Raw genomic sequence first — 24196 nt, 5'->3', positions numbered from 1 at the left:
CGCGCTCAGCGAGCCGGCTGGTACCGGTTCTTCAAGAAGTAGTCGACGACTGTGCGGCCGACGGTGTACCCGTTGTCGAGGGAGAGGCGGAAGCCCGCGGACTGCTGTTCGAGGTGGTCGAGCACACTCTGGCCGGGGTAGGGCTGATCGAAATTGCTCACCGTGCGCAGGGCCAGGTAGCGGTCGAGATAGCCGTGGCGGTCGAGGACGGCGGCGGTGGCGTTGTCCTCCATCTGCGTGGTGCAGTACGTGCCCTGACCATTGGTGCGCACGCCCATGATGTGGCGCGCGGTGTCGGAGAGTTCCTTGCCGGAGAACCAGTCGTCGCCGGTCATGGTGTCGCACTTGGTCACCGACGGCTTGCGGTCGCCCTGACCGAACTGGACGCGTTCGGCGGCGGCCGCGGGGCTGTCGGCGAGGGTTGCGTGTTCGGTGAGGCCGAAGGCGGTGTCGATCAGCTGATCGTTCAGGCGATAGGCAGCGGTGTTGTAGTTCTCGACCGGCCGGTAGCCGTACGGCAGGCTCGGCGCTTCGGCCGGGATCAGGTGGTTGCCGAGGTCGAAGTCGACGACCCAGCGGGCCCAGGTCGCCGAGCCGAGGGTGGCCTGGTCCGGCGGCGCGCCCGCGGTGCCGACGGTGAGGAAGTGGGCGTTGGTGAAGTCGAGTTTCGGGCTGTCCAGCACGGCCATCATGGTGGCCGCGGCGTTGGCCTTGCCCTGCCCGGTCTCGGCGACGCACAGTCCGTCGGCGTTGCAGTGCACCGGCTTGTACGAGGTGGGGACCTCGACGGTGATCGGCAGCGACTCGCGCTGCAACCACGGCTCGACTTCCGGATCGAACATCGTGATGACCAGCACGCCGACCTTCACCGGCGCCGGCGACGATTCCCCCGCACCACCGCAGCCGGTCGCCATGGCGACCGTCGTGAACACCGTCAACGCGACTATCCAGCGACGTAATGGCATCGGATGATCCTATGACAAGTCCGCTTGCCGCCGGCTACCGCGCCAACCCGAACGGCCGACAATCGCACAGCGCCACCCATGTAGGTTGGACGACAGGTTTTCTTGCGGCACAAGCGTGGCGAAGTCCGCGCCGAGTGAAAGGCCTTTCAGCATGACGTCATCGGCGGGATCGAACGCACGCGCCCACATCGGGGTCACCGGCCTCGCAGTGATGGGAAGCAATATCGCGCGCAACTTCGCCCGGCACGGACACACCGTCGCGCTGCACAACCGCAGCGTCGCCAAGACCGACGCGCTGCTCGCGGCGCACGGCGACGAGGGCGACTTCGTCCGCACCGAGACGATCGAGGAGTTCGTCGGCGCGCTGCAGAAGCCGCGCCGGGTGCTGATCATGGTCAAGGCCGGCGACCCGACCGACGCGGTGATCGAGGAACTCGCCGCCGCGATGGACGAGGGCGACATCATCATCGACGGCGGCAACGCGCTGTTCACCGACACCATCCGCCGGGAGAAGTCGCTGAGCGAGCGCGGCCTGCACTTCGTCGGCGCGGGCATCTCCGGCGGCGAAGAGGGCGCGCTGAACGGTCCGGCCATCATGCCGGGCGGTCCCAAGGAGTCCTACGAGGTGCTCGGCCCGCTGCTGGAGTCGATCGCGGCGCAGGTCGACGGGACCCCGTGCTGCACGCACATCGGGCCGGACGGCTCGGGCCACTTCGTGAAGATGGTGCACAACGGCATCGAGTACGCCGACATGCAGCTCATCGGCGAGGCCTACCACCTGCTCCGCGATGCCGTCGGCTACGACGCCAAGCAGATCGCCGACGTGTTCACCGGCTGGAACCAGGGCGAGCTGGAGAGCTACCTGGTGGAGATCACCGCCGAGGTGCTCAACCAGGTCGACGCCAAGACCGGCAAGCCGCTGGTCGACGTCATCCTCGACGCGGCCGAGCAGAAGGGCACCGGCCGCTGGACGGTCAAGGCGGCGCTCGATCTCGGCGTCCCGGTCACCGGCATCGCCGAGGCGGTGTTCGCCCGCGCGCTGTCCGGCGCCACCGATCAGCGCCGCGCCGCCGTCGGGCTCGCCTCGGGGCAGCTCGCCGACAAGCCCACCGATGTCGAGCAGTTCACCAAGGACATCGAGCGCGCGCTGTACGCGTCCAAGGTGGTCGCCTACGCCCAGGGCTTCGACCAGATCGCCGCCGCCAGCACCGAATACGACTGGAACCTGCGCCCAGGCGACCTCGCCACCATCTGGCGCGGCGGCTGCATCATCCGGGCCCGCTTCCTCAACCGGATCAAGGACGCGTACGACACCAACGCGCAGCTGCCGAGCCTCATCCTCGATCCGTTCTTCCGGGAAGCCATCGAGAACGCCATCGACAGCTGGCGGCGGGTGGTCGCGGCGGCCGTACAGCTCGGCATTCCGGTCCCGGCCTTCGCCTCGTCGCTGGCCTACTACGACGGGCTGCGCGCCGAGCGCCTGCCCGCCGCGCTCACCCAGGCCCAGCGCGACTTCTTCGGCGCGCACACCTACGAGCGCATCGACATGCCAGGCAAATACCACACGTTGTGGAGCGGCGACCGCAGCGAGATCCAGGCCGACTGATCGAATGTCGCGTCGAGCGCCCGGCCGAGCCATCGGCCGGGCGCTCGATCGTTTATCCGGGGCAGATCAGCTGGCCTGGTACTCCACGGTGCATTCGCCGTTGGTGTAGTTCTGGCCCTCGCCGTGGTTGAACACGCCGAGGTTGAACAGGATTCGGCCGGGCTTGGTCGGGATGCCGGTGACGGTCAGCGTGTTGTCGGGGCCCTTCACCTGCGCGGAGGTGTCGGCTACCCCGCTGCGGCCGGTGTCGATATTGGACCAGTTGACCGAGAACTTCTGGTCGTAGGCCACATCCGTCCCCGCGTTCGTGTGGACTTTCAGATCGACCGAGCCCCCGGCGGAGGTTGCGAACACGTCGCTGGACGCCGGCGTCTGGAACGGCTCCACCGGGACCGGGTAACTCATCGTGCAGAGCGGCCCGGACGGATCGTTCGGGGCGGCGAAGGCCGCGGGCGCGCCGACGGCGGTTACTGCGAGGCAGGTGATCGCGGCGAACCGCAATAGGCCAGAGCGGATTCCTGATTTCATCGAACCGTCCCATCAATCATCGAGATGAACTGGTTGAACGCGGTTGCCGTGCCGGAAAATAACGGTCGGCAGCGTCGGCAACCGACACAAGCCTAACCACGGAATCCGCGGTACGGCAATGTCCGGGAAATCGAAACATGCTCTAGCAAAAGAGATCTCGGCACACCAGACGTCAATACCTGTGTGGCCCAACGTTACTGTCCACTACCTGGTGAGACCTTTGCTGAAACCCACACAGCGCGCGGCAACCGCGGCATGCGGGCAGCCGCTGTCCGGTGTGTCCGATCCGCATTCGGCAAACGCGATCACCTCCCGTACTGTGATCCGCACCACGCAGTTCGGTAAAATTGCTGGCAGCTTGCAGCTATTCCGGTCGCCGTTACGCATCGACCCAGCGGCACTTTGCACGCCAGGCGCGAATTTTGCCGTGCGGGGCGGCATCATGGCAGATATGCGCGTACTAATTCAGCTTCGTCCGTCCGTCGATCTGATTACCGCAGTGGCCGATCGCGCGGTTCCGGTCGCCTCCGCCGATGTTGCCGGGCAGCTGCCCGGACTGGTCTTGGATCACACCTATGCGCCGATCGCGGTGCCGAAACCCGTTCCGGCAGTGCCGAATGCCGATCAGTTGCGGTATTCGCTCGCACCGGAGCACGCGGCGGTGCTGGTGCGCGGCGAGATCGACGACGACGGCATCGCCGACGCGGTGTCGCACTTGTCGGCGGCCCGCGGAGTCACCGGAGTTTTCGCGGATCCGGTTGTCCAGACCAACCTCACCTGTGGTGACACTCCCGCGGTCGGTAACTGGCACGACGTCGAAACACTGTTGCACCACGGCGATCTGGCCGCCGCCGGCCTGGACGGCACGGCGGTGGCACTGGCCATCGTGGACACCGGGATCAACGCCGCGAAGGTCCAGCAGGTACGCGGCGGGTCGGTGACCATCGACAAGGCGCGCAGCTGGAATCCGGCGGGCGTCACCGGCACCGCGGGCGAGTTCCCGGTGGACCACGGCTCGATGTGCGCGTTCGACGCGCTCATCGCCGCGCCGAAGGCCGCGCTGCTCGACCTGCCGGTCCTGCAGAGCCGGCGGCAGGGCGGCACCGTCATGGAGGGCCTGCTGTCGGACGCGCTGGCCGGCTACGCCCACCTGCGCACCGTGCTCACCGATCAGCCCGCCGCGTCCCGGGCCCTGGTGATCAGCAACAGCTGGGGTTCGTTCTCGCCGAGCTGGGATTTCCCGGTGGGCGCGCCGGGCAACTACTCCGACAATCCGTCCCACCCGTTCAACGTGATCGTCGGCTCGCTCGAAGCCGCGGGCGCCGACATCCTGTTCGCCGCGGGCAATTGCGGGCGGGACTGCCCGGACGGCCGTTGCGCCTACCCGAACAAGCCGATCGGCGGGGCCAACTCGCACCCGAGTGTGCTGTCCATCGGCGGCGTCGACACCGCGGGCAAGCGGGTGGGCTATTCGTCCCAGGGCCCCGGTCGATTGACCGACCGCAAGCCGGACATCTGCTCCTACACCCATTTCCTCGGGTCGACGGCATTCGGCGCCACCGAACCGGACACCGGCACCTCCGCGGCCACGCCGGTGGCCGCGGGTCTGGTCACGGCCATCCGCACCCGTTGGCCGGCGACCGCGCTGCCGCCCGCTCGGCTACGAGAGTTGTTGCAGCGCACCGCGACCGCCCAGCCGGGCGGCTACAACTATGACTACGGGTACGGCGTCGCCGACACCACGGCGCTGCTCGCGGAGCTGAACCGGGCGGCCACCCGCGCGTAACGTGGGAGGCATGCCGCTGCTGACCGTCCGGCTCCCGCAGGAGGCGACCCTGGACGCCGCCCTGCGGGAGTTGAAGCTCACCGCCGACGATGTCGATACCGCCTACGGCCTGGTGGCCGTGGAGCCGGCGAACGGCCTGTATGCCCTGCGGGTGACCGATGCGGCCGCGGCCCGGATGAGCGCGACCGGGACCGAGATCTTCGCCGACCCTCGCATCGAGCCCGGCAACGGATCGCATTTCGACCCGAAACCCCGTGCGTAAGAGCCGGTTCCGAAACGACCGAGCCCGGCGCCGCTGATCGTCGGCGCCGGGCTCGGGGTTCTGGTCGTTATCGGACTATCGAGTCCGCCCAGTCGATGACGGCGGCGCGATACTCGGCGGTGTTGGGCGCGAGGTTCACCGAATGTCCGGAGCCGGGCAACACGAAGGTGCGCAGCTTCGCGTCGGGACCGAAATACGGCGCCTCCGCCGCGTGCAGCGTCACGCTGTCCGCGCAGATCGAGAAATTCGGCCCGCAGGACAATATGTCCTTACCGCCGTTGACCACCATTGTCGGGGCGGTGATCAGACTGGACATCCCGGGCAGCGTGGACATCAAACCGTCGGGATATTCGGTGAGGGAGAAGGTTTCCTTGGTCGCCTCGTCGGCGGCGACCACCTTCGGATCGAAGTTGTCCGGTCCATAGAAATCCGCGGCGCGAGAGCCGGGCCGCGACACCAGATAGCCGGGGTCATAGCCACGACCGGCGAATGCCGGATCCTGGGCGGCCGGATAGTACGTGCCGATCACACCGAGCACGCCGGGCACGTACAGCGTGTGCGAGTATCCGGTGAGCAGCACGCCGTCGACGTCGTGATACTTGGTGGCCTCCATGACGGAGGTGCCCGAGCTCAGCGAATGCCCGCCGGTGATGATCTTGCCGAACGGTTTCGAACCCGGCAGGCCCTGCCGCAACTGCTGCACGATGAGGTGCAGCGCTTCCGCGGTGGCCGTCGCCGTCAGGGTCGCGCTCGGCGGCCTGGTGCTCGCGCCGTTGCCGAGCCGGTCGACGATCAGCGTGGCGTAGCCCGCGCCGTTCATCGCGCGCCGGAAGTTATAGGTCCCCGGCTCGTACTGGAAATCCCAGTAGGAGCCGTTGTAATTGGAACCCGCCATCAACACCATGACGGCATCGGTCGGCCTGTCCGTCGGCTGGCACAGCTTCCCCGCCAGCGTTCCCTGCGGCACCGGGAAGGTGATCTCCTGGCAGCGATCCGGCAGCGAAACTTCATCCGCCTGGGCGATACCCGGCGTCAGACAGAGCATTGTTGATATGACAAAAGCCCGTATCGAGGCCCGCACGCGACCCGCTCCCCTCGGAGTTATACGCGGATAACCACTCTGGCATCCTTGTTGAGTCATCAACCGGGAGGCTAACCCGCACGCCGGTTGATGCGCAATACCTATCGCGAAGATGTGGCTACCCCGCCCGCGCGCCACGCCGGACGGAGATGTGTTGGCCCACTTGACAAACCGGCGCCACCAGCGAGGAAACCACCGGGACTTCACCTTTCGGGCACATCGGGCGGCAACTGCGCTGCGGGCGGGAGCTTCGGCCGCTCCCGCCCGCAGGGCTACGCGCCGGACAGCGCGCCGTGGTCAGAACATCGAGGCCAGCCAATCGCGTACTGCGGCTTGATAAGCGGCGGTGTTCAGGGCGAGATTCACCGAATGCCCGCTACCGGGCAGGACAAAGGTGCGCAACCGGGCAGCGGCACTGTAATACGGCGCCTCCTCCGCGGCCAGGGCGGCCGTGCTCGCGCAGGCGCTCAGGCACAACCGGTCCGCACTTCCGTTGACCACCATCACCGGCACGTCGATCAGGTTGGTCGCCGGCGGAAGCGTGGAGGTCAGGCCATCGGGATACTCGGTCAGCGAGAAGACCTCCTTGGTCGCCTCGTCGGTGGCGAGCACCGCGGGGTCGTAATCTCCGGCACCGTAGAAATCGTCCGCCCGCGTTCCGGGGCGGGTGGTCAGATAACCGGGGTCGTAGCCCTTTCCGGCGAATTGCGGGTCACTCGCCGCCGGATAGTAGGTCGCCACGACGCCGAGCGTGCCCACCGGATTCAAACTGTGCGAAAACCCGGTCAGCAGAACACCATCGACGTCGTGATGGGTGCTCGCCTCGATCACCGCGACACCGGAGCTGAGCGAGTGCCCGCCGGTGATCACCTTGCTGAACGGTTGCGCGCCGGGCAGTCCCTGCCGCACCGCGCCGACGAGTTGATGCAGGGCGATGACCGAACCGGTCGCCGTCAGCGTCGCGCTCGGCGGCCGGGTGCTCGCGCCGTTGCCGAAGCGGTCGACGACCAGCGTCGCGTAACCCGCGGCGTTCATCGCGCGCCGGAAGTTGTATGTCTCCGGCGCATAGGGAAAGTCCCAATAGGTGTGGTTGTAATTGGATCCCGCCATCAACACCAGCACCGTGCTGGTCGGCGTCGCCGGCATACACAGGGTCGCGGCCAAAGTGCCTGTCGGGGGAACGGCAAAGGAAATTGCGGTACAGCCGCCCGGTGGAGAAGTGTCGTCGGCGTGCGCTACCACCGGAATCAGACACAGAATTGATGACACGACAAATGCTTTTAAGAAGGCCCGCACGAGACGCGCTCCCCTCGGAGTTACACGAGGATAACCACTTTGGCATCCTGATTCAGTTGTAGGTCCGGAGGTTAGACCGCGCACCGGTGGACTCGCAACGGTTATCGAAAAAGATTTGAATACTCGTTACCGTCGCAACCACCGACGGACATAGATTGCCGCACTTGATAAATCGCAGCATTTCAGTTGGACGAACGCTCAACTATTGTTCGTGGAATGGGGTTTCGCGCGGCCAGGCGTCGGGCACATCCGGATTGACCTCCCCGGCAACGACTTCGACCCACCGCCCAGCCCGGCTCGGCGAAGCACCGACGATGCCGCGTTGCCGGGCCTCGAGCCATCGTTCGGCGAATCATGCCTATCTCCAGTATGATTCGCGCCACTCGCGGGACAGGGCAGCCCGAGCACGCAGTCCGTCCATCCGGGGAGGTAACAGTACGACAACGAGTCGTACCTGACCGCTCACAGGATCGCGCGCAGCAAACCGCCGGTCTAGTATCCGACCCATGGGTACGCGAGCGGTGCATTTCGTCGGGAGTTTTCCAGCGGAGAGCACCGATGCCGCGATGAGAGCGATGGTGGACAGCGCCGGTCCGCACTTGCGCACCCTGCCCACCGGCGAGACGTGGCGCTATGAGTTCTACATCCGCCCGATCATCGAGGATCTGGTCGCGCAGGGCGCACTGGAATCGAAACGGCCCGGCCAGTGGCGCACCAGCCGGGAACGGACCATCTATCGACCCGCGGGCGGCCGGAAACTCACCGGCGACATGATGGATCTCGGATATTTCCGCGAGGCGCGGGAAGCGGTCCCGGTATTCAACGCACTGCGCGCGGAACGGGATTTATCCGGCGTCACACTCCAATTGGGGATGGCAACCGATTTCACCATGGCGTTCGTCGCGCTCGGCCCGAAGGGAGTGCGGGAAAGCAAGCAGGCCTTCACCGATGCCACCGTGCGCGACATCAAGGCGATCCGGGAATTGGCAGGTGACGACGTCGTCATCCAGCTCGAGGCCACCGCGGAATTGCTGCTGATGGCCAAGACTCAGCCGCTGCACCGGCTCGCCGATCGCGCGTTGGGCATCGGGCGCGGCATCGCCGACATTGCCGCGGCATCCCCGCCGGGCACCCGATTCGGCGTGCACCTGTGCCTCGGCAGCATGAACAACAAGGCCCGCGCCACGTTGCGCACTATTCGGCCGGCCGTGGACCTGGCGAATTCGATCGGACGGCAATGGCCCGCCGACCGCACCCTGACGTTCGTGCACGCGCCCTTCGCCGCGGGCGACATCCCGCCGTCGGCGAAGCCGAAATTTTATGCGCCCCTTGCGAAGCTGGCGCTGCCCGAGAACACCGCCTTCTACGCGGGCCTGGTGCACGAGAGCCCGAGCGAGGCCGAACAACTGCACACGCTGCAGCTCGTCGAGCAGGCGCTCGGCCGACCGGTCGACGGCGTCGCCACCGCGTGCGGCCTCGGCCGCCGCCCGCGCACGGTCGCCGACGCGTTGATGGCGCGAGCGAATACACTTGCCGCGAAAGGGTGATTCGGTGCGCGGGCGGCGGCCCGGACCACACCCCACTGTGGCATAGCACCACCATCCAGCCGGGAAGATCGCTACGATTGTGGTCGAGGATCGGGAGGACACCTTGTCGGACGTAGATCGCGCACCAGGACTCAATCCGCACGTGCCGAGCTCGGCCCGGATCTATGACTACATGCTCGGCGGCAAAGACAACTACGACGTCGACCGCGAGGTTGCGCACCGGATGCTAGCCATCGCGCCCGACACCAAGACCCTGGCGTGGTTCATCCGCAAGTTCCTGGTGAAGGCAATCGAGCTCGCCGCCGACGCGGGCGTCCGGCAGTTCATCGACCTGGGTTCGGGCATTCCGACCTCGCCGAACGTGCACGAGGTGGCGCGCAAGATCCATCCGGAAGCACGCGTGGTCTACATCGACAACGACCCGATCGTGCACGCGCATTGCGATGCGCTGCTGGCGCATTCGCCCGGGGTCACGGCATTGAAGGCCGACGTCCGCCAGCCCGAGGACATCATCGACCGGCTGAAGACCGGCGCGCTCATCGACTTCTCCGAACCGGTCGCGGTGCTGATCATCGGTGTGCTGCACTACGTGATGGACGACGAGGATCCCTACGGCATCGTCGCCAAGTTCCGCGATCTGATGGCGCCGGGCAGCTACCTCGCTATCACGCACGGCTCCAACGACACGCACCCGGATTTCATCACCCAGTCGCAGGACGACACCGACAAGAGCCCGTCCCAGGTCATCTACCGATCGCACGATCAGGTCGAGGCGTTCTTCGACGGCTTCGACCTGATCGACCCCGGCGTGGTGCCCGCGCAGGAATGGCTCGACGACGACCTGCCCGCCACCCGTCTGGTGATCTACGGCGGCGTCGGCAGCAAGGCGAGTTAGCGACGGCGACGCCCCGGCGCCGGCTCCCGTGGCGGGAGCCGGAAGCCGATGCGCGCGCCGGGTCCGTGCTCGGCGAACACCGTGCCGTCGTGCGCGGTGATGATGTCCGCGACGATGGCGAGCCCGAGGCCGGAACCCGGTGTGCCCTGGGTGTTGGCGGCGCGATAGAACCGGTCGAAGATGACGGTGGTGTCGTCGGCGGCGATGCCGGGGCCCTGGTCGCGCACGGTCAACTCGGTGCGATGAATGTGCACGTCGACCGGGGCGTCCGCCGGGCTGAACTTGATCGCGTTGCTGATCAGGTTGTCCACGCACCGGGCCAGGGCCCGTGGCCGGGCGAGCACGGGTTCGGGCTCGTCCGCGGTGACGGTGATGGTGCGGCCGCTGCGGTGCCGGAAGCGCTGCGCGCAGTCTTCGGCCACTGCCGGTAGGTCCAGTTCGGCGGGTTCCTCAGCCGTGTGCTGATCGGTAGCGAGTTCGACGAGTTCGGCGACCAGGTCGTCGAGCGCGGCGGACTCCTGCACGAGGGTGTCGAGCACCTTGGTCTCGTCCTCGGCGCCGAGCCGGCCGCGGGCGCGCTGCAGCAGTTCGGCGCTGCCGCGAATGGAGGTCAGCGGGGTGCGCAACTCGTGGCTGGCATCCTGCACGAGCCGGTGCTGCTGCGCGCGGGAGCGGCGCAGCGCGCTCAGCATGGTGTCGAAACTGCCGGTGAGCCTGCCGATTTCGTCGCGACCGGTGGGTGGCAACGGCACCGACAGGTCCTGGGTCGTGCTGATCTGCTCGGTCGCGGCGAGCAGGCGCCGGACCGGGCGCAGGATGCGCCCGATCGCCAGCCAGCTCAGCAGCGCCGACAGCGCCACCGCGATCACGGTGATACCGCCGGTGCGCCAAAGGAATTCGTTGTCGATCCGTTCGGACTCGTGGTAGCGCTGCGCCACCATCACCGCGCCGCCGCCGGGGCGCGGCTTGGTCAGGATCCCGTACGGCTCACCGTCCAGGTCGATGTTGTATTCGGCTGTGCCGCTACCGGTTCGGGCCACCCGATGGTCCGCCTCGGAGACCGGGAGCGACAGGTGGCCCGGCAGCAGCGGGCGGGCGCTCCCGTCGGCCGACAACAACTGCTCGATGGTGTCGGACCGCTCGGGCAGCACCGCGGGCAGCACGGCGATGACGGCGTCGGCCCGGTCGTTGAGGCTGAGATCGATCTGGTTGCCGACCAGCTCGCTGACCGCGCGATACGAGGTCGCGAGGGTGACCACGATCGCGGCCACCACGGCCACGATGACGACGAGGGTGATCCGGGCGCGCAACATCACGCGGGCCGCACGGCGTAACCGACGTTGCGGACGGTGTGGATCAGCCGGGATTCGCCCTCCTGCTCGGTCTTCCGGCGCAGGTAGCCGATGTACACATCGAGCGAACGGGAGTCGGTGTCGAAGTCGTAGCCCCAGATGTGTTCATAGATCCGGGCTGCGGGACAACACGATTCGCGCGTTGCGCAGCAGCAGCTCCAGCACGTCGAACTCGGTCTTGGTGAGTTCGATGGCCCGGTCGCCGCGATACACCTCGCGGGTCGCCGGGTTCAGCGTCAGATCCGCGACGGACAGCACCTCGGTGTCCTCGTCCAGGGCGCTGCGCCGCAGCAGCGCGCGCAGCCGGGCGAGCAGTTCGTCGGTCGCGAACGGTTTGGGCAGGTAGTCGTCGGCGCCCGCGTCCAGCCCGGCGACCCGATCGCCGATCTGCTGGCGCGCGGTGAGCACCAGGATCGGCAGCCGGTCCCCGCGGCGGCGCAGCAGGCGGCACAGCGACAGTCCGTCCAGGCGCGGCATGACCACGTCGACCACGGCCAGATCAGGCTGGATTTCCGCCAGCATCTCCAGGGCCTGCTGCCCGTCCGCGGCCAGGTGAACGGTGTAACCCTCGAAGCGCAGCAGCAGATCGAGGGTGCTGCGCACGTGCGGATCGTCCTCGACGACGAGCACCGAGGCGGCGGATGCGGACGAGTTGGGTGTACTCACGCTGCCATTGTTGCTGGTGAGTAGCGCGATCGCGGGCCTTGGCGGTTCCGTTCGTGACCGCTATCACGTGCCGCTGATTCTTACCTGATTCTGTCGTTGTCCTCGCCGGCCCTTGACCCGCACCGCCCAGGATTCTCCTCAACACCCCCGCCGAACGCGGGAGTTGCATCGAGGGAAGGGATTTCGAGGATGCGCAACGGAATACGGGCAGTCGCGGGCTTGGTCGCCGCACTCGCCGCCACGACACTGATCACCGCGTGCGGAGACACCAAGCCGGCCGGGCCGGACTGGTGCCCGACGGTACCCGGGCATCAGGTCGAGTGCGGCGTGCAGTCCCGGCCGCTGATCACGGACAAGCCCGAATTGGGCACCGTCGCAGTGAGTTACGCGCTCGTCCGGCGCAGCAACACGGACGCGCCCGCAGCGGGTACGATCGCCCCGAACCCCGGCGGACCGGGCGTCCCGCTCATCGACCACGCGGCACAGGCGACCCAGCTGTCCGCCCAGTTGCTGGCCGATCACGACCTGCTCCTCGTGGACCCGCGTGGCACCGGCCTGTCCAGCCCGTTGGATTGCGGCGCGGACGAGGCCGGATACGAGATCGGCACCCGCGAGTACCAGCAGCAGACGGTGGCCCGCTGCGCCGAACAGCTCGGCCCGCGCGCCGCCGGCTACACCTCGGCCGCCACCGCCGACGACTTCGACGCGATCCGCGCCCGGCTCGGCATCCCCAAGCTGGTGCTCTACGGCATCTCCTACGGCACCTACCTGATGCCGATCTACGCCGAGCGCCACCCCGATACCGTGCAGTCCATCGTGCTCTCCGGCGCCTACCCGCCCGAGTTCGACCTACTCTCGCGCCCTAATGCCGAAGCGGTATCGCTTGCCCTGCAACGGATCTGCGATCGCAGCCGGGCCTGTGACGGCGCGACCGCCGTCGCCGACCTGCGCACGGTGACGCAGCGCCTGGCCGCCCAGCCGCTCGCCATCGCCGGCAAGCATCCCCTGGTGCTCAGCGAAAGCAAGTTCGCCACCCTCGCGTTCGAGGTGGCCAGCACCAACGTCGGCGCCGATCCGACCCAGCCGACCCTGATGGGCGCGCTGCCCGCCGCGCTGCACGGCGCCGCCAACGGCGACGACACCGGGCTGCGGCAGTGGGCCGAGCAGGCGGGCAGCGAGCCGACCGCCGAGAACCTCGACCTGTTCATCACCGTCGCCTGCAACGACTACCCCAACCTCTGGAAGCGGCAGTCGCCACTGAACGAGCGAGTGCAGCAGTACCGCGACGGACTCGCCACCGCCGGATCCGACGGTGTCGGCGCCTTCAGCGCCGAGGGCTTCAGCGCGGGCATGCGCGACGGCGGTGACGCGTGCATCCAGTGGCCCGCCGTCACCAGCGCCTACCCCGGCCGTCCCGCCTCCGCGCTGCCGAACGTCCCGGTGCTGGTCATCTCCGGCGACCTCGACGCCATCACCCCGGACGCGAACGGCAAGCGGGTGGCCGCCGGCTTCCCGAACGCGACCTTCCTCTCCGTGCCCAACACCGGCCACGTCCCCGACCTGGAGCCCAGCGGCTGCGTCACCGACCTGGTGGCCCGCTTCATCCGGACCGGCAACCCCGGACCGACCGCCTGCGTGGACTCGATCCCGCCGATCGCGGTCACCCCGGTCGCCCACTGACCCCTCCGCTACGCCCAGCCCCGGCACAGCGCGCGCTGATCGAAAGTCGAACAGCCGCAATGTCATCCCCGCATAAGCGGACGGTGAACGCTGTCGCCAGGGCTGGGCGTGCACGCGTCTCCGGGCTCACGAAAGCTCATGTGTCCCCAGTCACCCTCCGCCTATTGCGTGGCGCTTATCACTTCGTTATCTTGTGCAATGTCACACGTCACATGACATCCGGACGACCGTTGTTCCGGACAATCGCGCAGATGGAGGCTCCACATGTCCGAACCGATCACCTCAGCCGTGACCAAGCCCTGGCACGGGATCCTGGTCGCGACGACCCTGCCGTTCGCTGAGGACTACTCGGTCGACTACGACGCCTACGCGCAGCACGTGCGGTGGCTGGCCGCCAACGGCTGCCACGGGGTGAGCCCGAACGGGTCGCTCGGCGAATACCAAACCCTCGACGACGAGGAACGGGCCAGGGTGGTGCGCACGGCCATCGAGGCCGCGCCGGACGGGTTCACCGTAATGCCGGGCGTCGCCGCGTACGGCGCGTTGCAGGCGCGCAAGTGGGCCGCGCAAGCCGCCGAGGCCGGCGCGCAGGCCGTGATGCTGCTGCCGCCGAACACCTATCGCGGCGGCCGGGACTCGATCCTGGACCACTACCGCACGGTGGCCGAGGTCGGCCTGCCGATCGTGGCCTACAACAACCCGTTCGACACCCGCATCGACCTGACCCCCGATATCCTGGCCGAACTGCACGGCGAGGGCCTGATCGTCGCGGTCAAGGAGTTCACCGGCGACGTGCGCCGCTTCTACGAGATCAAGGAGCTGGCCCCCGAACTCGACGTGCTCGTCGGCTCGGACGACGTGCTCCTGGAACTCGGCATCGCCGGCGCGGTCGGCTGGGTGGCCGGGTACCCGAACGCGATCCCCCGGGCCACCGTCGAGCTGTACAACGCCGCGGTCAACCGGGACCTGGACAAGGCACTCCCGCTCTACCGCGAGCTGCACAAGCTGCTGCGCTGGGACTCCAAGCCGCAGTTCGTGCACGCGATCAAGCTGTCCATGGACCTGGCCGGCCGCAAGGGCGGCAAGTGCCGTCCGCCGCGGGTTCCGCTGGCGCCGGAGCTGATCGCGAAACTCACCGAGGACACCCGAGACCTGCTCGCCAAGGGTTACCGGTAGGCAGTCTGTAGCTCGGTGCACACGAAAGACGAGGAGTTGGGGATGAGCACGATCGAATCCGTTCGCGACACCACAGCCGAGGAGGTCGACACCGTTGCCGCGGCCGCCGCGACCGCCGCGGCGCCCTGGGCGGCGATGGACCTGACCGATCGCGCCCGGGTGCTGAGCGGCCTCGCCGACCGGCTGGACGCGCAGGCCGCGGAGCTGATCCCGCTGGCGATGCGGGAGACGCACCTGTCCGAACCGCGGCTGACCGGCGAGCTGAAACGCACCAGCTTTCAGCTGCGGCTGTTCGCGCAGACCGTGCTCGACGGCGACTTCCTCGATGTGCGCATCGATACCGCGGACGCGGACTGGCCGATGGGCGCCCCACGGCCGGATCTGCGACGGATGAACGTCGCGCTCGGTCCGGTGGTGAACTTCGCGGCGAGCAACTTCCCGTTCGCGTTCTCGGTGGCCGGGGGCGACACCGCCTCGGCGCTGGCGGCGGGTTGCCCGGTGATCGTCAAGGCGAGTCCGGGGCACCCGGCGCTGTCCCGCGCGGTCGGGCGGCTGATCGACCAGGTGCTGGCCGAATCCGGTGCTCCGAGTGGGACTTTCGGCCTCGTGTTCGGGCGCGAGGCCGGGGTGCGGGCGCTCACGCATCCCGCCGTGGCCGCCGCGGCGTTCACCGGCTCGACCGCGGGTGGGCGGGCGCTGTACGACCTGGCCGCTCGGCGTCCGGTGCCGATCCCCTTCTACGGCGAACTCGGTTCGGTCAACCCGGTATTCGTCACCGGTGCGGCCGCGCGGAGCCGGGCGGCGGAGATCGCTTCGGGACTGCTGACGGCGGTCAGCGCGAGCGCGGGTCAGCTGTGCACCAAACCGGGCCTGGTCGCGATACCCGAGGAGGCAACGGTTTTCAGCGAGCTGGCCGAGCTGATCCGGAACCGTCCGGTGCCCACCGGGGACATGCTCAACGCGGAGATCGCCGCCGGGTTCGCCCGCGCCGTCGAGCAGGTCCGCGCGCACGCGAACGTGGAGCTGCTGGCCGGCGGCGGACCGGGTGAGGCACTGCTACTCGCCACCACGGCGCGCACTGTACTGTCCGATCCCGGCGCCCTGCTGCACGAGATGTTCGGCCCGGCAACCCTTCTGGTCAGTTACCGGGACACCGGCGAGCTGCTCGAACTGGCCCGCTCGGTGGGCGGCCAGTTGACCGTCTCCATCTTCGGCGACCGAGTCGACGACACCGCACGCGCGCTGACCGCCGCCGCGGTGGGTGCGGCCGGGCGGGTGCTGTGGAACAGCTGGCCGACCGGGCTCTCGGTGACCTACGCGCAACAGCACGGCGGGCCCTACCCGGCGACGACGGCTCCGACGGCGACCTCCGTCGGCACCGCGGCGATCTCCCGGTTCCTGCGCCCGGTGACCTATCAGTCGGTGCCGGAGGATCTGCTGCCGCTCGAATTACGCACGGACAACCCGCTTTCCGTGCCGCGCTCGATGAACGGGGCACGTCCGCGATGACCGGGGCCGCGCCGCTGCGGGGAACCGACGTCCTGATCATCGGCGGCGGGATGATCGGATGCGCGCTCGCGGACCGGCTCAGCCTGGACGGCGCCGCGGTCCGGGTCTGCGAGCGGGGCGGGGTCGCCTCCGGCACCACGGCGCACGGCGAGGGCAATGTGCTCGTCTCGGACAAGGGGCCGGGGCCGGAACTGGCGCTGGCACAGTTGTCCCGGCGGTTGTGGCCGGCCGTGCTCGAGCGGGTCGCCGAGCGGTTACCCGAGGACGCGGCCGGCGTCGAATGGGAACCCAAGGGCGGCATAGTCGTTGCCACCACCGAGGCGGGCGCTGCCGCCCTGGGCGCGTTCGCCGACGGACAGCGCGGCGCCGGAGTGCGGTGCGAGCGGCTCGACGCGGGCCAGCTCGCCGCGGCCGAGCCCGCGCTCACCCGCGATGTGTGCGCGGCGATGTACTACCCCGAGGACGCCCAGGTCCAACCGGCCGGCGCCGCAACGGCTTTGCTCGGATCGGCGATCGCGGGGGGCGCCATCGTCGAGACGCGCTGCGAGGTGACCGCGCCGCTGATCCGGGACGGGCGGCTGATCGGGGTGGAAACCACGCGCGGGCCACGGCATGCCGACATCGTGATCAATGCGGCGGGCCCGTGGTCGGGCACGGTGTCCGAACGGCTCGGCGCGCCGATCGCGATCAAGCCCCGCCGTGGCGACGTGCTCATCACCGCTCCCATGCCGCCGACGGTGTTCCACAAGGTCTACGACGCGGATTACGTCGGTGCCGTGGGCAGTTCCGACGCGGCCTTGCAGTCTTCGGCGGTGGTCGAGTCGACCAGGGGCGGCCCGCTGCTCCTGGGTTCCTCACGTCGTCAATGCGGCTTCGACGACCGCATACGCCTGGACAGCATGGCTGCCATCGCCCGAAAGGCGTTGCGGCTGTACCCGATTCTCGCCGACGTAGCGATCATGCGGGCCTACGGCGGCTTCCGCCCCTACGTCGCCGACCACCTGCCGGTGCTCGGTCCCGACCCACGACTACCCGGTCTATGGCACGCGACCGGTCACGAGGGCGCAGGCATCGGCCTGTCCATCGGTACCGCCCAACTGATCTCATCGGCCCTGGCCGGCCACCCCGATGAGGTCGACATCGCCGCCTACACCGTCGATCGCCCCGCCGTGCTCCGCGATCCCGCCGACTCGACCCAGAAGGTATCCCCATGACCGAATTCGCCATCCCGCATCCGATCGGAGGGCGCCTTCAACCGTCCATACCGACCGCAAGCACCCGCCGATCGAGGACGGATGTCCGACCGGAGGCGACCTTTGGTCGAGTGCAGGTTGCCTTCGGCCGAGATGGAGGGATGCGGTGAGCGCGCATTTGATCAGGGCGGACGGCGATTCGGTTGGACGAGCGGACCGGCCGCTGCTGGTGACTGTGGATGGGACGCCGGTTGCCGGTGTGCAGGGTCAGACGCTGGCGACGGTGTTGCTGGCCGACGGGCAGTCACATTGGCGCACCGGCGCTAATGGTGGCCGGCGCGGTGTGTTCTGCGGCATCGGTGTGTGTTTCGACTGTGTCGCCACCGTCAATGGGGTTCCGGATGTTCGGCTGTGCCGTCGACCGGCGCGGGACGGCGACCGGGTCACCACGCAAAACCGTTCGGCGGCACAGTGAGCCGGCATGTCGTGGTGGTCGGCGGGGGCCCGGCGGGCACCGCGACCGCCGAAGCCGCGCTGGGCCAGGGCGCGGCGGTGACGTTGATCGATTCGAACGAGGCGCTAGGCGGGCAGTACAACCGGCGCATACCGGCCGCGTACGGGGTCCGTAGACCGCACGCCATCGGGCACGGATATGCCGCGGCCGCCCGCCGCGCACGCCTGCTGATCGAACACCCCCGCTGCACATACCTTTCCTGGGCGTCCGTCTACCAGATCGACCGTCATCTCGACGGCGGTTGTCCCACGGTACGGGTGCTGATCGGCGCGGAAGGCGACCGGCGCGAGCACCGCGTCGTGCAAGGCGACGCGCTGGTTCTCGCCACCGGCGCCTACGACCGGGTGTGCCCGTTCCCGGGCTGGGACCTGCCCGGCGTCTACACCGCCGGCGCCGCACAGACTCTCGCGAAGACCCAGCGGCTGCTGGTCGGTGCGACCGTATTGCTTTCCGGCACCGGCCCATTCCTCCTACCGGTCGCACAGTCGCTGGCGGACAACGGCGCCGAGGTGCGGGCCGTGCTCGAGGCCAACCCCGGTCGCCGGATCGCCAGGCATTGGGCGGCGCGTCCATGGGAACTCCGGCACAGTGCGAGCAAAGCCGCCGAGCTGATCGAATACGTGGCATGCGTTGTGCGGCACCGAATTCCGTTACGCACCTCGCGCGCGGTCGTCGCGGTCGCGGGTGACGGCAGGGTGGAGGAAGCCACCGTCGCTCACCTGGACGAGAACTGGACACCGATCCCCGGCAGCCACACCACGGTCACGGTGGACGCGGTCGCGGTCTCGCACGGCTTCACCCCGCAGCACGAACTCGCGGTCGCCGCCGGTGCGAAGCTGACGCCGGACGGCTTCGTCCAGGTCGATCACAACCAGCGGACCAGCGCCGAATACGTCTGGGCCGCAGGGGAAATCACCGGCATCGGCGGCGCTCAGGTCTCGGCCGTCGAGGGCACCGTGGCCGGCCTGGCCGCCGCGGGCGCGACCGCGGACCGCGCACTGCAGGCCCGCCACCGCACGGCCGAGCAGTTCGTGACCCGTCTCGCGACCGCGCATCCCCTGCGCTCCGGTGTACTGAGCTGGTCCCGCCCCGGTACGGTCATCTGCCGCTGCGAAGGCACCACCCGCGCCGAACTGACCGCCGCCTGGTCCCGCGCCGCGGGCGAGAGCTACCGCTGCGCCAAACTCGCCACCCGCGCCGGACTCGGGCCCTGCCAGGGCCGGATGTGCGCGGCGAACATCGAAGCGTTGCGCAGTGCGCCCTACGCCGACGAAGAACCCACCAGCACAACGGGTCTCGCCGCAGCAGGCCCCGCGTGGCGGCCGCTCGCCGCCCCGATACGCCTGCGCGAACTCGCCGAACTCGACCCGGTGCACGAGTCCGCCCCGGAAGCCGCCGGGGTCACCACGACCGCTCCGCGATCCCCGCAACCAGACGAAGGACAGTCCTGATGCGCAGCAGCAGAATCATTTCCGCGATCGACACCCACACCGAAGGCATGCCGACCCGGGTGATCACCGGCGGGATCGGCACGGTCCCCGGTGACACCATGGCCGCCAAGCGCATGCATTTCATCGAGCACCTGGACGGCTTGCGCACCCTGCTGGTCGACGAACCGCGCGGCCACGCGTCGATGAGCGGCGCGATCCTGCAACCGGCCACCACCGCCGACGGCCACTACGGTGTGCTGTTCATCGAGGTCAGCGGCCTGCTGCCGATGTGCGGCCACGGCACCATCGGTGTCGCGACCGCCTTGGTCGAGGCGGGCATGGTGCCGGTCACCGAACCGGTCACCGACATCCGCCTGGACACCCCGGCCGGCCGCGTCGTCGCCTCGGTCGCGGTGCGCGGCGGCCACGCGGATTCGGTCACCCTGCGCAACGTGCCCGCCTACTGCGACAGCCTGGACAACGAGGTCGAGGTGCCCGGCCTCGGCACCGTGCGTTACGACATGTCCTACGGCGGCAACTTCTACGCCATCGTCGACCTCGGCAAGCTCGGCCTGCCCTACGAACGCGCGCACAAGGACCGCATCCTGGACGCCGGACTGCGAATCATGGCGGCCATCAACGAGTTCCGCCGTCCGGTCCATCCGGAGGACGAGCGGATCGCCGGCTGCAAGCACGTCCTGTTCCTCGATCCCGCGTCCGAGCCGACCCACACCCGCAACGCCCTGGTCGCCCATCCCGGCTGGTTCGACCGCTCCCCCTGCGGCACCGGCACCTCCGCCCTGCTCGCCCGCCAGCACGCCCGCGGCCTGCTCACCGATGATCAAGTCCTGCAAAGCGATTCGTTCATCGGCACCACCTTCTACGCCCGCGCCGCCGACACCGCCACCGTCGGCGACCGCCCGGCGATCGTCCCCGCCATCACCGGCCGCGCCTGGGTCACCGGCACCGCCAACTACCTGCTCGACCCCACCGACCCCTTCCCCGAGGGCTTCCGGTTCTGACCAGCACCACCCGCTCCACCGCTCCACCTCGAAAGGCCAGTCAATGAAGACAGTCGTCACCAGGCCCGCGCGCGCACCGCTCAGCAGGAGCGGGGTCATGCGGCGAATGCCGGTAACCGTCGCCGACACCGGCGATTTCACGAAGAGCATGGGGCTGTGGCAGTTGGTCGCGCTGAGCCTGGGCGGGCTGGTCGGCGCGGGGGTGTTCTCGCTGGCCGGTGTGGTGGCCAACGAGGTCGCCGGTCCGGCGGTTCTGGTCTCGTTCGCCATCGCGATCATCGCCTCCGGCGCGGCCGGGCTCTGCTACGCCGAATTCGCGGGCATGGTCCCGCGTGCCGGGTCCGCCTACACCTACTCCTATGTCGCGCTCGGCGAGATCATCGGCTTCATGATCGGCTGGGATCTGCTGCTGGAGTACACCGCCATCGTGTCGGTCGTCGCGATCGCGGTGTCCGGGTACCTCAACTACATCACCCACTACATCGGCTTCGACCTGCCTACCTGGGCGCTCGGCGCGCCGGGCACCGGATCCGGGCACCGGGTCGACCTCTTCGCGGTGCTGCTGTGCCTGCTGCTGGCCTTCCTGCTCTCCCGCGGCACCCGCGAATCCGCCCGTGTGCAAACCGGTCTCGTCGCGTTGAAGATGCTGATCGTCGCGATCGTGGTGGTGGCGGGCGCGTTCCACATCAAGGCCGGCAACTATCAGCCGTTCTTCCCGCTCGGCGTCGGCGGCGCGGTCTCCGGCGCGGCCCTGGCCTTTTTCGCGGTCTACGGCTACGACGCGATGAGCGCGGCAGCGGAGGAGTCCAAGGACGGCAAGAAGTTGATGCCCAAGGCGATCATGATCAGCCTCGGCATCGCCTCGGTGGTCTATCTGCTGGTCTGCCTGGTCATCGTCGGGATGGTCAACTACACCGACATCAACGTCTCCGCGCCGTTCTCCAGCGCGTTCGACTCGGTGGGCATGGGCATCCTCGGCCTGGTCATCGCGGTCGGCGCCGTCGTCGGCGTCACCACCTCGGCGTTCGCCAACATGCTCGCGGTGACCAGGGTCGGCTTCGCGATGAGCCGCGACGGCCTGCTGCCGGCCTACTTCGCCAAGTCCAGCCCGGTGCGCAAGGTGCCGTCCCGGGTGATCTGGCCGGTCGGCATCGTGTCCGCGCTGATCGCCGGCTTCCTGCCGATCCGCGAGGCCGCCGAGCTCACCAATGTCGGCATCCTGATGGCGTTCATCGTGGTGGCACTGGGCGTCATGCGGCTGCGCCGGACCCGCCCGGAGGTCGAGCGCGCGTTCCGCACCCCGTGGGTGCCGGTGGTGCCGTTGATCGGGATCGTCTTCTCCGTCTGGCTGATCAGCCACCTCACCTGGGTCACCTGGCTGCGGTTCGTGGTCTGGCTGCTGCTCGGCCTCGCGGTGTACGTCGCGTTCGGCTACCGGCACTCGAAGCTGAACGAGGCGGGCCGTTCACTAACCTGATACCAGCGGTGCTCGCACACAGGAGAAACCCGGAGCGCATAGATGATCGAACGGCTGGATATACCCAAGCGGCCCACGCTGCGCGATCACGTGTCCGACGCGCTGCGCGCCGCCATCATCTCCGGTGAGCTCGAACCCGGAGTGCTCTACTCGGCCCCGTGGCTGTCGGAGCGCTTCGGGGTCTCCCCCACCCCGGTGCGCGAGGCGATGCTGGATCTGGTCAAGCAGGGCCTGGTGGTGTCGGTGCCGAACAAGGGTTTCCGGGTCACCGAGATCTCCGACGCCGACCTCGATTCGATCGCCAAGATCCGGATGCTGCTGGAGCCGCCGAGCGTCCGGGCGATCGTCGGCGACATCCCGGTGGCGGATATCCCGGGCCTGCGCGCCCAGGCCGACAAGATCGTGGAGGCGGCCAAGCTCGGCGATCTCGTCGAATACGTCGACGCCGACCGGCGCTTCCACCTGATGCTGCTGGACTACTGCCACAACCCGCGGCTGTCGCAGATCGTCGGCGACCTGCGCGCGCAAACCCGCCTGTTCGGTCTCGCCGCGCTCGTCGAGCGCGGCGAGCTGGACAAGTCGGCGCAGGAGCATCACACGATCATCGATCTGATCGAGTCGCGGCGCGATGAGGAGCTGGAACGATTCCTGCGCAGGCACATCGGGCATGTGCGCGGCATCTGGGCGGCCGGTAACGCACCCGACGAAGACCTCCCGTAGGAACTATCGACTCCGCATCTTCTTGATCTCCAGCTCGCTGGGCACACCCGACTCCGCGAGGAATTCGGCGGTCCGCTTCGCCACCGCGTCCGCCCACCAGAACGCGCTGGCGATCTGGAGAAAGCCGTTCGCGTCGTGATTGATGGCGAGGAACGTCGCCAGGGTGCCGTTGCCCGCGGCATAGAACAGCGTCTGGATGTGCAGGCCGCCGCCGGCGTCGATCAGCATCGCCATCGCGGGTTCGTGCTCGGTGACGAGCCTGCGCGCCTCGCCGGGGTGCAGCGCGCGCACCGACCAGAATTCGCCGATACCGGGTGTCTTGTAGTACTTGAGCCTGCGCTCGGTGAACGACGGATTCTTGGTGGCGGCCATGTGCACCGCCGCGGCCACCGTGGTGATCGGCGCCGCCGCGGTGAGCACGACGCCGACCTTGGCGGGGGTGATCAGTCCAGACATGCGGTTCCTCGCGTGAGCCATCGGGGTATGGCCAACGGTAGGTGCCGAAATGCCTGGTCAGTATCCGTCGTTCGACCGACTCGGGCGTCCGGGCTTGCGCCCGTACACCATCGACGTCGGCCCGATCAGGTGCCGCTTCCTGATGTTCACGAAACCCGCCGCGCGCAGCCAGTCCGCGCACTGGGTGGTCGTGGCCTCGAAGCCTTCGCGCATCTCCAGCATGATGTTCAGGCCGGACAACGAACTGATGAGGTTCTGCTTGCGCCCGGGGTCGGTCATGGCGTCGTAGACGAGCAGCGCGCCGCCGGGCGGCACCGCCGCGTAGGCCTTGGCGATCAGTTCGCGCCGCACGGTCTCGCTGTATCCGTGCAGCACATGACCGAAGCTGATCACGTCCGCGCTGGGCAGTGGGCCGGCGAACATATCGCCGGAGGTGAACCGGACGCGGTGCGGTCTGGTCGCCGTAGAGGGTGGAGAAGAATTCGCTCTCGCCCTGTTCCTCTTCGGCTCCGGGCTCGCCGGTCCGCAGCAGGTCGCCCAGACCGGACCACAGGTCGTAGAGGCGAGTGCTGGACAGCTCCATCAGCCCGCCGATGTAGCTGGGTTCGGCGCGGTCCAGGAACAGCGCGGCCTGCCGCGAATTCGTATAGCGCCCAGCACGATCGCGCCGCAGCAAACCCAGATCGACGAGCGCGGCGAGGAACGGGCCCGTGGCCCGCGGATGCCAGTTCAGCCGGTCCATCAATTCCTGCTGCGACAGCGGGCGCACCGACAGTTCGGTGAACACGCCCAGCTCGACCGCCGTGAGCACGACCCGGGACGGCCAGAACGCCATCCCGGTCTCCAGGATCTGCTGCGGGTCGGCGAAGCGCCGCAGCACCGGTCCGGCGATCCGGCTCTGAAAAGCCTTCATCAACAGCAGGTCCCGGCGCAGGGCCCGGTTGCCCGGCGCCGGGTCGAGCACGTCGGGCGTCGTCGGACCCGGTGCGGGCGCGCGGTCGTCGGTCGGGCTCTCGGGCTGTGCCATCGTGCCAC

Annotated in this window: 21 protein-coding genes and 2 pseudogenes; 14 read left to right on the top strand and 9 right to left on the bottom strand. The window is 68.5% G+C overall.

Annotated features, from left to right (window positions below; genetic code table 11):
• Positions 1-5: 5 nt before the first annotated feature.
• Positions 6-965 (bottom strand): purine-nucleoside phosphorylase, encoded by a 960-nt coding sequence (locus tag ACFYO1_RS03860; protein WP_387226887.1) that lies wholly within the window; start codon positions 963-965, stop codon positions 6-8.
• Positions 966-1116: 151 nt separating this feature from the next.
• Between ACFYO1_RS03860 and gndA the strand changes: the two genes are divergently transcribed.
• Positions 1117-2571, top strand: coding sequence for an NADP-dependent phosphogluconate dehydrogenase (gene gndA, locus ACFYO1_RS03855; RefSeq protein ID WP_387226884.1), 1455 nt, complete (start codon positions 1117-1119; stop codon positions 2569-2571).
• 66 nt (positions 2572-2637) lie between these two features.
• On the opposite strand, the gene ACFYO1_RS03850 is transcribed toward gndA, so the two are convergent.
• Entirely contained in the window at positions 2638-3099 is a 462-nt protein-coding gene (locus ACFYO1_RS03850; protein WP_387226883.1) for a hypothetical protein, read from the bottom strand.
• Positions 3100-3550: 451 nt separating this feature from the next.
• Here ACFYO1_RS03850 and ACFYO1_RS03845 point away from each other — a divergent pair, with 451 nt between their 5' ends.
• Together ACFYO1_RS03845 and ACFYO1_RS03840 are read left to right on the top strand one after the other, a co-directional pair.
• Positions 3551-4885: a S8 family serine peptidase gene (locus ACFYO1_RS03845; RefSeq protein ID WP_387226881.1), complete on the top strand. Its 1335-nt coding sequence runs from the start codon at positions 3551-3553 to the stop codon at positions 4883-4885.
• 10 nt (positions 4886-4895) lie between these two features.
• Complete coding sequence (locus ACFYO1_RS03840) at positions 4896-5147, top strand: hypothetical protein (protein WP_387226879.1); 252 nt, start codon at positions 4896-4898, stop codon at positions 5145-5147.
• 67 nt (positions 5148-5214) lie between these two features.
• Here the strand turns inward: ACFYO1_RS03840 and ACFYO1_RS03835 are convergent, their stop codons facing one another.
• Together ACFYO1_RS03835 and ACFYO1_RS03830 are read right to left on the bottom strand one after the other, a co-directional pair.
• Positions 5215-6192, bottom strand: coding sequence for an alpha/beta hydrolase (locus ACFYO1_RS03835; RefSeq protein WP_387226877.1), 978 nt, complete (start codon positions 6190-6192; stop codon positions 5215-5217).
• 333 nt (positions 6193-6525) lie between these two features.
• Positions 6526-7374 carry an alpha/beta hydrolase gene (locus tag ACFYO1_RS03830; protein ID WP_387226874.1) on the bottom strand — a complete coding sequence of 283 codons (849 nt, stop codon included), beginning with the start codon at positions 7372-7374 and terminating at the stop codon, positions 6526-6528.
• Between the two features lie 656 nt (positions 7375-8030).
• Here ACFYO1_RS03830 and ACFYO1_RS03825 point away from each other — a divergent pair.
• Both ACFYO1_RS03825 and ACFYO1_RS03820 read left to right on the top strand, forming a co-directional pair.
• Entirely contained in the window at positions 8031-9071 is a 1041-nt protein-coding gene (locus tag ACFYO1_RS03825; RefSeq protein WP_387226872.1) for a hypothetical protein, read from the top strand.
• Between the two features lie 103 nt (positions 9072-9174).
• The gene (locus tag ACFYO1_RS03820; RefSeq protein WP_387226871.1) at positions 9175-9966 is read left to right on the top strand and encodes an SAM-dependent methyltransferase; all 792 of its coding nucleotides are present in this window, start codon (positions 9175-9177) and stop codon (positions 9964-9966) included.
• Here the strand turns inward: ACFYO1_RS03820 and ACFYO1_RS03815 are convergent.
• Complete coding sequence (locus tag ACFYO1_RS03815) at positions 9963-11279, bottom strand: ATP-binding protein (protein ID WP_387231666.1); 1317 nt, start codon at positions 11277-11279, stop codon at positions 9963-9965. The two genes, ACFYO1_RS03820 and ACFYO1_RS03815, sit on opposite strands and share 4 nt — an antisense overlap.
• Positions 11279-11948, bottom strand: a pseudogene (locus ACFYO1_RS03810) (response regulator transcription factor). The gene ACFYO1_RS03815 and the pseudogene ACFYO1_RS03810 overlap by 1 nt, the downstream one beginning before the upstream one ends.
• A 225-nt stretch (positions 11949-12173) precedes the next feature.
• On the opposite strand from ACFYO1_RS03810, the gene ACFYO1_RS03805 reads away from it, so the two are divergent.
• The 9 genes from ACFYO1_RS03805 (at position 12174) to ACFYO1_RS03765 (ending at position 22705) form a co-directional block, all read left to right on the top strand.
• Positions 12174-13664 (top strand): alpha/beta fold hydrolase, encoded by a 1491-nt coding sequence (locus tag ACFYO1_RS03805; protein ID WP_387226869.1) that lies wholly within the window; start codon positions 12174-12176, stop codon positions 13662-13664.
• Positions 13665-13928: 264 nt separating this feature from the next.
• Complete coding sequence (locus ACFYO1_RS03800; protein ID WP_387226868.1) at positions 13929-14840, top strand: dihydrodipicolinate synthase family protein; 912 nt, start codon at positions 13929-13931, stop codon at positions 14838-14840.
• Between the two features lie 42 nt (positions 14841-14882).
• On the top strand, positions 14883-16349 hold the full coding sequence (locus tag ACFYO1_RS03795) for an aldehyde dehydrogenase (NADP(+)) (protein ID WP_387226866.1): 1467 nt from the start codon (positions 14883-14885) through the stop codon (positions 16347-16349).
• Positions 16346-17563, top strand: coding sequence for an NAD(P)/FAD-dependent oxidoreductase (locus ACFYO1_RS03790; RefSeq protein ID WP_387226864.1), 1218 nt, complete (start codon positions 16346-16348; stop codon positions 17561-17563). The genes ACFYO1_RS03795 and ACFYO1_RS03790 overlap by 4 nt, the downstream gene beginning before the upstream one ends.
• 145 nt (positions 17564-17708) lie before the next feature.
• Positions 17709-18017 carry a (2Fe-2S)-binding protein gene (locus tag ACFYO1_RS03785; protein ID WP_387226862.1) on the top strand — a complete coding sequence of 103 codons (309 nt, stop codon included), beginning with the start codon at positions 17709-17711 and terminating at the stop codon, positions 18015-18017.
• Entirely contained in the window at positions 18014-19507 is a 1494-nt protein-coding gene (locus ACFYO1_RS03780; RefSeq protein WP_387226860.1) for an NAD(P)/FAD-dependent oxidoreductase, read from the top strand. The genes ACFYO1_RS03785 and ACFYO1_RS03780 overlap by 4 nt, the downstream gene beginning before the upstream one ends.
• Entirely contained in the window at positions 19507-20508 is a 1002-nt protein-coding gene (locus ACFYO1_RS03775) for a proline racemase family protein (RefSeq protein WP_387226858.1), read from the top strand. Before ACFYO1_RS03780 ends, ACFYO1_RS03775 begins: the two co-directional genes overlap by 1 nt.
• 97 nt (positions 20509-20605) lie before the next feature.
• Positions 20606-21985, top strand: coding sequence for an amino acid permease (locus tag ACFYO1_RS03770; RefSeq protein ID WP_387226857.1), 1380 nt, complete (start codon positions 20606-20608; stop codon positions 21983-21985).
• Between the two features lie 42 nt (positions 21986-22027).
• Complete coding sequence (locus ACFYO1_RS03765) at positions 22028-22705, top strand: GntR family transcriptional regulator (protein ID WP_387226855.1); 678 nt, start codon at positions 22028-22030, stop codon at positions 22703-22705.
• Between the two features lie 3 nt (positions 22706-22708).
• On the opposite strand, the gene ACFYO1_RS03760 is transcribed toward ACFYO1_RS03765, so the two are convergent.
• The 3 genes and pseudogenes from ACFYO1_RS03760 to ACFYO1_RS03750 form a co-directional block, all read right to left on the bottom strand.
• Positions 22709-23161, bottom strand: a complete 453-nt coding sequence (locus ACFYO1_RS03760) for a hypothetical protein (protein WP_387226853.1) — start codon at positions 23159-23161, stop codon at positions 22709-22711.
• Between the two features lie 57 nt (positions 23162-23218).
• Positions 23219-23584 (bottom strand): methyltransferase, encoded by a 366-nt coding sequence (locus tag ACFYO1_RS03755; protein WP_387226851.1) that lies wholly within the window; start codon positions 23582-23584, stop codon positions 23219-23221.
• A 241-nt stretch (positions 23585-23825) separates the two neighbouring features.
• A pseudogene (locus ACFYO1_RS03750) lies at positions 23826-23996 on the bottom strand (methyltransferase dimerization domain-containing protein); the annotation flags it as partial.
• Positions 23997-24196 lie beyond the last annotated feature (200 nt).

Origin of the sequence: Nocardia sp. NPDC006044 (genome assembly GCF_042871115.1) — a bacterium.
Lineage (GTDB): Bacteria > Actinomycetota > Actinomycetes > Mycobacteriales > Mycobacteriaceae > Nocardia.
The sequence above is the reverse complement of the archived record's forward strand: the minus strand, read 5'-3'. Positions and strand labels throughout refer to the sequence as shown.